The following is a 4,837-nucleotide window of genomic DNA, read 5'->3' as shown; positions in this document are numbered from 1 at the left end:
CGCGCCCGCGCGTGCGCGCCGCCGGCCGGGTGGGGCGACTACTCGCGGCCCGCGGAGGTCGGCCTCATGTCGGCGTACCTGCTGCCCGCGACGCGCCCGGCGATCGGCTCCAGGACGTCCAGCTCCCCGGGCGTGAGGACGAGGCGCGTCGCGCCCGTGTTCTCCTCGACCCGCTTGCGGCTGCGCGTGCCGGGGATCGGCACGACGGCGACGCCGTGGACGCCGGCCCGCTGGTGCACCCACGCCAGCGCGACCTGCGCGAGCGTCGCGCCGTGCGCGGCGGCGATGCTGCGCACGGGCTCCAGCAGGGCCGCGTTGGCCGCCGCGTTGTCCCCGGTGAAGCGGGGCTGCTGGCGGCGGAAGTCGTCCTCGCCGAGTTCGGCGTCGGCGCTGACGAAGGCGCCGGTCAAAAAGCCGCGGCCGAGCGGGGAGTACGGCACGATGCCGACGCCGAGCTCCGCGGCCGCCGGCACCACCTGGGCCTCGATGTCCCGGCTGAACAGCGACCATTCGGACTGCACGGCGGCGATCGGGTGCACGGCGTGGGCCCGGCGCAGCTCGGCGGCGGTGACCTCGCTCAGCCCCAGGTGCCTGACCTTGCCCTCGCGCACCAGCTCGGCCATCACCCCGACGGTCTCCTCAATGGGGAAGCGCGTGTCGAGGCGGTGCATGTAGTAGAGGTCGATCGTCTCGACGTCGAGGCGCGTGAGGCTCTCCTCCGCGCTGCGGCGTATGTACGCCGGGTCGTTGTCGATGATGCGCTTCGTCGGGTCCTCGGGGTCGATCCCCAGGCCGAACTTGGTCGCGACGACGGCCTCGTCGCGGTGGTCGGCGAAGAACGGCGCGAGGAACTTCTCGTTCTCGCCGCTCCCGTAGGCGGCCGCGGTGTCGAACAGGGTCACCCCGAGCTCCAGCGCGCGCTCCAGCGTGGCGCGGGACTCGTCCAGGTCGCTGGGGCCGTAGGCGAAGCTGATGCCCATGGCCCCGAAGCCCTGGGGGCCGACCTGCGGGCCCTGCGAGCCGAGGCGGATGCGGGTGGGGTGTGCGGTGTCGCTCATCGGTGGCTCAGTGCCTCTCCGACGCCTCGTGGGCGTCCGCGTAGAAACCGATCTTGTGATCGAGTACGGCGACGGTGTCCTGGAGTTCCGCGATCCGCGCGAGGACGTCGCGCCGGGTGCGCACCAGGAGTTCGCGCCGCTGCCCGTAGGTGGAGTCGCCGGCGCGGACGAGTTCGGCGTAGCGGACCATGTCCGCCACGGGCATGCCCGTCAGCCGGAGTTTGCCGACGAAGTGGAGCCAGTCGAGGTCGCGGTTGCGGAAGCGGCGCTGGCCGGTGTGCGACCGGTCGACGTGCGGCATCAGGCCGATCCGCTCGTACCAGCGGAGCGTGTGCGCGCTGAGCCCGGTGAAGCCGGCCACCTCGCTGATCGTGTACTGGTCCGCGCCCTCGGGCCTCGGATGCGCGAGCGGTCCGGAGGCGCAGCTTTCCGTACGGTCCGCGCCGATCGGCGTGCTCTGCGTCAGCGTCATGCCCCACACGCTAATTCCTTGGAGTGCGCTCGAAGCAAGGGTGTTCCGGTACCGGAGTCCGCCCGTCCCGGCCTACTGTGCGCGGCATGGACCCGATCCCCGATATGCCCGACGCCCCCTCACCCCGCGCCGCCGCCGTGCGGGAGGCGGCGCCCGCCGACGCCGAGGAGCTCGTGCGCCTGCGCGCCGTCATGCTGGACTCCCTCAACCCCGGCCACGGGGACGACTCGTGGATGCCCGCGAGCGTGGCGATCCTGCGCGCGGCCCTGGCGGTCCCCGGTGCCACCATGAACGCCTTCGTCGTGGACGACCCGGAGCGTCCGGGAGCGCTGGCGGCCTGCGTCGTGGGCACGGTGGAGCAGCGGCTCGGCGCGCCGGGCAACGAAGCCGGGCTGAGCGGACACGTCTTCAGCGTGGCCACGGATCCCTCGATGCGCCGCCGCGGCTACTCGCGCGCCTGCATGGAGGCGCTGCTGCGCTGGTACCGCGAGCGCGGGGTGACGAAGATCGATTTGCACGCCTCGGCCGAGGGCGCCCCGCTCTACGCGTCGCTCGGCTTCGCCCCGACGCGGGCGCCCGCCATGCGCCTGCGGCTGTGAGGAAGGCCTGAACTAGGGTCGGGACCATGGAGCGCCTTGAGTCCCTGGAGCAGATCGAGAAGTGGCCCGTCCCGCACGCCGCCGCGGCCGTGGTGCGGGCGGACGGGAGCACCGCGGGCTCGTACGGGCCGACGGACCGGCGCTTCCCCCTCGCCTCGGTGACCAAGCCGCTCGCCGCCTACGCGGTGCTCGTCGCGTACGAGGAGGGGGCGATCGAACTCGACGAGCCGGCCGGCCCCGAGGGTTCCACGGTCCGGCACCTGCTGGCGCACGCGAGCGGCCTCGCGCCGGACGAGCGGCGGGCCCTGTCCGCCCCGGGGACCCGCCGCGTCTACTCCAACGCCGGCTTCGACGCCCTCGGCGAGCACGTGGCCGCGGCGACGGAGATCCCCTTCCCGCGGTACCTGCGCGAGGCCGTGCTGGAGCCCCTCGGCATGGCGGCGACGTCGCTGGAGGGCGCCGCGTCCCCCGCCCGCGACGCGGTGTCGACCGTGGACGACCTGGCGCGCTTCGCCGCCGAGCTCCAGGCGCCGCGGCTGCTGGACCCGCGCACGGTCGCGGACGCGATGACGGTGCAGTTCCCCGGCCTGTCGGGAGTGCTGCCCGGCTACGGCAACCAGCGGCACAACGACTGGGGCCTCGGCTTCGAGATCCGCGACGCCAAGTCCCCGCACTGGACGGGCGCCTCGTCCTCGCCGCGGACCTTCGGCCACTTCGGCCAGTCGGGCACGTTCCTGTGGGTGGATCCGGACGCGGCGGCGGCCTGCGTGGTCCTGACGGACCGCGCCTTCGGCCCCTGGGCGGTCGAGGCGTGGCCGCCGCTGACGGAAGCGGTGCTGGCACAGCTGCGCGGGGCGTGAGCGCCGGGCCGGGGCGCGGGCGCCCGGGGACCGGCCGGCCCCGTCGTCAGCCCCTGGCCTCCGTGCGCGCCGTCACGTTGCGCGTGAGCCGGCGCAGGGTCGCGCGGGTGCGTTCGAACTCCTCGTCGTCCAGGCCCATGGCGTCGCCGATCGCGGCGGGGATCGCGCGCGCCCGCCGGCGCAGCGCGATGCCCTGCTCGGTGAGCCCGACGCGTACCGTGCGCTCGTCGTCGGCCTGGCGCTCGCGCCGGAGCAGGCCTGCCGCCTCCAGCCGCTTCAGCAGCGGGGTCAGCGTTCCGTAGTCGAGCTGGAGCGCCCGCCGCAGTTCCTTGACCGGCACCTGGTCCCGTTCCCAGAGGGCGAGGAGGACCAGGTACTGGGGGTAGGTGAGGCCGAGTTCGTCGAGTATCGGCCGGTAGAGCGACGTGACCGCCCGCGACGCGGCGTACAGGGCGAAGCACATCTGGTCGTCCAGGAGCAGGGAGAGCTCCCCGTCCGGGACGGCCGGGTGCGTGTCCGCCTCCGCGCTGGGGGTGCCTGCGGCCTCTGTGTCCATGTGCGCTCCACTCTTCCGCGGCCTCACTGCCGCGGTGTCCGTCGCCGGGTACGGCCTTCCTCAAGCGTAGCCCCTCGCACCCGATCCGGAAGGAGGCAACCACCTTGTGCCATATCCCCTCCAGGACGATTACCTTGCGCACGATTTAAAAGAGTTCTATTCTCCTGGTGTCCGCACGGAACCCCGTGCGGACCGGCAGGACCGCGGCCGAACACGCCCGGCCCGCCCCACACGAGGAGAATCCATGCCCGCCGGCAACGCTCCCACCGCCCCGGTCCTCGAACCGGCCGCCGCGGCCTTCGCCGAGGCCACGTCGAAGCCCCCGTTCGCCTACCAGGTGCCCCCGGCCGAGGGCCGCGCGACGCTCGACCAGGTCCAGTCCGGCGAGGTGGACGCCCCCGAGGTCGACGAGGAGTGGATCACCGTCGAGGGCGGCCCGACCGGGTCCGTGCGGGCCCGGATCGTCAAGCCGCGGGGCGCCGTGGGCCCCCTGCCGGTCGTCCTCTACATCCACGGCGCGGGCTGGGTCTTCGGCAACGCGCACACGCACGACCGGCTCGTGCGGGAGCTGGCCGCGGGCACGGGCGCCGCGGTGGTCTTCCCGGAGTACGCGCTGTCGCCAGAGGCGCGCTACCCGGTGGCGATCGAGCAGAACTACGCCGTCGCGCGGTGGATCGTCGCCGAAGGCGCCTCCAAGGGCCTCGACGCCTCGCGCCTCGCCGTCGCGGGCGACTCCGTCGGCGGGAACATGGCGGCGGCCCTGACCCTGATGGCCAAGGAGCGCGGCGACGTCCCGCTCGCCGCGCAGGTGCTCTTCTACCCGGTCACCGACGCCTCCTTCGACACCGGCTCGTACGAGCAGTTCGCCGAGGGCTACTTCCTGGCCCGCGACGGCATGAAGTGGTTCTGGGACCAGTACACGACCGACCCGGCCCAGCGCGCCGAGATCACGGCCTCCCCGCTGCGCGCCACCACCGGGCAGCTGGCCGGGCTGCCGCAGGCGCTCGTCGTCACCGGCGAGGCCGACGTGCTGCGCGACGAGGGCGAGGCGTACGCCAACAAGCTGCGCGCCGCCGGGGTGCCCGTCACCGCCGTCCGCTTCCAGGGCATCATCCACGACTTCGTGATGCTCAACGCCCTGCGCGGGACGCAGGCCGCGGACGGCGCGATCCGCCTCGCGGTGGACACGCTGCGCCGGGCGCTCTTCGCCTGAGCCGCAGGACGGGGGCCCGCCCGCGGGCGGGCCCCCGTCCGAGCCCACTCCGCCGGGCCGCGCGCGGCCGGGACCGGCG

The 4,837-nt window shown here is 74.1% G+C and carries 6 protein-coding genes; 3 read left to right on the top strand and 3 right to left on the bottom strand.

Annotated features, from left to right (window positions below; genetic code table 11):
• Positions 1-38: 38 nt before the first annotated feature.
• Positions 39-1,058: an aldo/keto reductase gene (locus L1885_RS23640; protein WP_235799190.1), complete on the bottom strand. Its 1,020-nt coding sequence runs from the start codon at positions 1,056-1,058 to the stop codon at positions 39-41.
• A gap of 7 nt (positions 1,059-1,065) precedes the next feature.
• Positions 1,066-1,530: a MerR family transcriptional regulator gene (locus tag L1885_RS23635; protein WP_235799189.1), complete on the bottom strand. Its 465-nt coding sequence runs from the start codon at positions 1,528-1,530 to the stop codon at positions 1,066-1,068.
• 86 nt (positions 1,531-1,616) lie between these two features.
• On the opposite strand from L1885_RS23635, the gene L1885_RS23630 reads away from it, so the two are divergent.
• Positions 1,617-2,129, top strand: a complete 513-nt coding sequence (locus L1885_RS23630) for a GNAT family N-acetyltransferase (RefSeq protein ID WP_235799188.1) — start codon at positions 1,617-1,619, stop codon at positions 2,127-2,129.
• 26 nt (positions 2,130-2,155) lie between these two features.
• The gene (locus L1885_RS23625) at positions 2,156-2,989 is read left to right on the top strand and encodes a serine hydrolase domain-containing protein (RefSeq protein ID WP_235799187.1); all 834 of its coding nucleotides are present in this window, start codon (positions 2,156-2,158) and stop codon (positions 2,987-2,989) included.
• 46 nt (positions 2,990-3,035) lie between these two features.
• Here L1885_RS23625 and L1885_RS23620 read toward each other — a convergent pair whose 3' ends face one another.
• Positions 3,036-3,545 carry a MarR family winged helix-turn-helix transcriptional regulator gene (locus L1885_RS23620; RefSeq protein WP_235799186.1) on the bottom strand — a complete coding sequence of 170 codons (510 nt, stop codon included), beginning with the start codon at positions 3,543-3,545 and terminating at the stop codon, positions 3,036-3,038.
• Between the two features lie 244 nt (positions 3,546-3,789).
• On the opposite strand from L1885_RS23620, the gene L1885_RS23615 reads away from it, so the two are divergent.
• Entirely contained in the window at positions 3,790-4,758 is a 969-nt protein-coding gene (locus L1885_RS23615) for an alpha/beta hydrolase (RefSeq protein ID WP_235799185.1), read from the top strand.
• Positions 4,759-4,837: the final 79 nt, after the last annotated feature.

This window comes from Streptomyces fuscigenes (assembly GCF_021556455.1).
GTDB lineage: Bacteria > Actinomycetota > Actinomycetes > Streptomycetales > Streptomycetaceae > Streptomyces > Streptomyces fuscigenes.
The sequence above is the reverse complement of the archived record's forward strand: the minus strand, read 5'-3'. Positions and strand labels throughout refer to the sequence as shown.

Excerpts from the sequence above, each read along its gene's own strand:
- L1885_RS23635 (WP_235799189.1), bottom strand. The coding sequence starts at position 1,530 with ATGACGCTGACGCAGAGCACGCCGATCGGCGCGGACCGTACGGAAAGC.
- L1885_RS23620 (WP_235799186.1), bottom strand. The coding sequence starts at position 3,545 with ATGGACACAGAGGCCGCAGGCACCCCCAGCGCGGAGGCGGACACGCAC.
- L1885_RS23640 (WP_235799190.1), bottom strand. The coding sequence starts at position 1,058 with ATGAGCGACACCGCACACCCCACCCGCATCCGCCTCGGCTCGCAGGGC.
- L1885_RS23615 (WP_235799185.1), top strand. The coding sequence starts at position 3,790 with ATGCCCGCCGGCAACGCTCCCACCGCCCCGGTCCTCGAACCGGCCGCC.
- L1885_RS23630 (WP_235799188.1), top strand. The coding sequence starts at position 1,617 with ATGGACCCGATCCCCGATATGCCCGACGCCCCCTCACCCCGCGCCGCC.
- L1885_RS23625 (WP_235799187.1), top strand. The coding sequence starts at position 2,156 with ATGGAGCGCCTTGAGTCCCTGGAGCAGATCGAGAAGTGGCCCGTCCCG.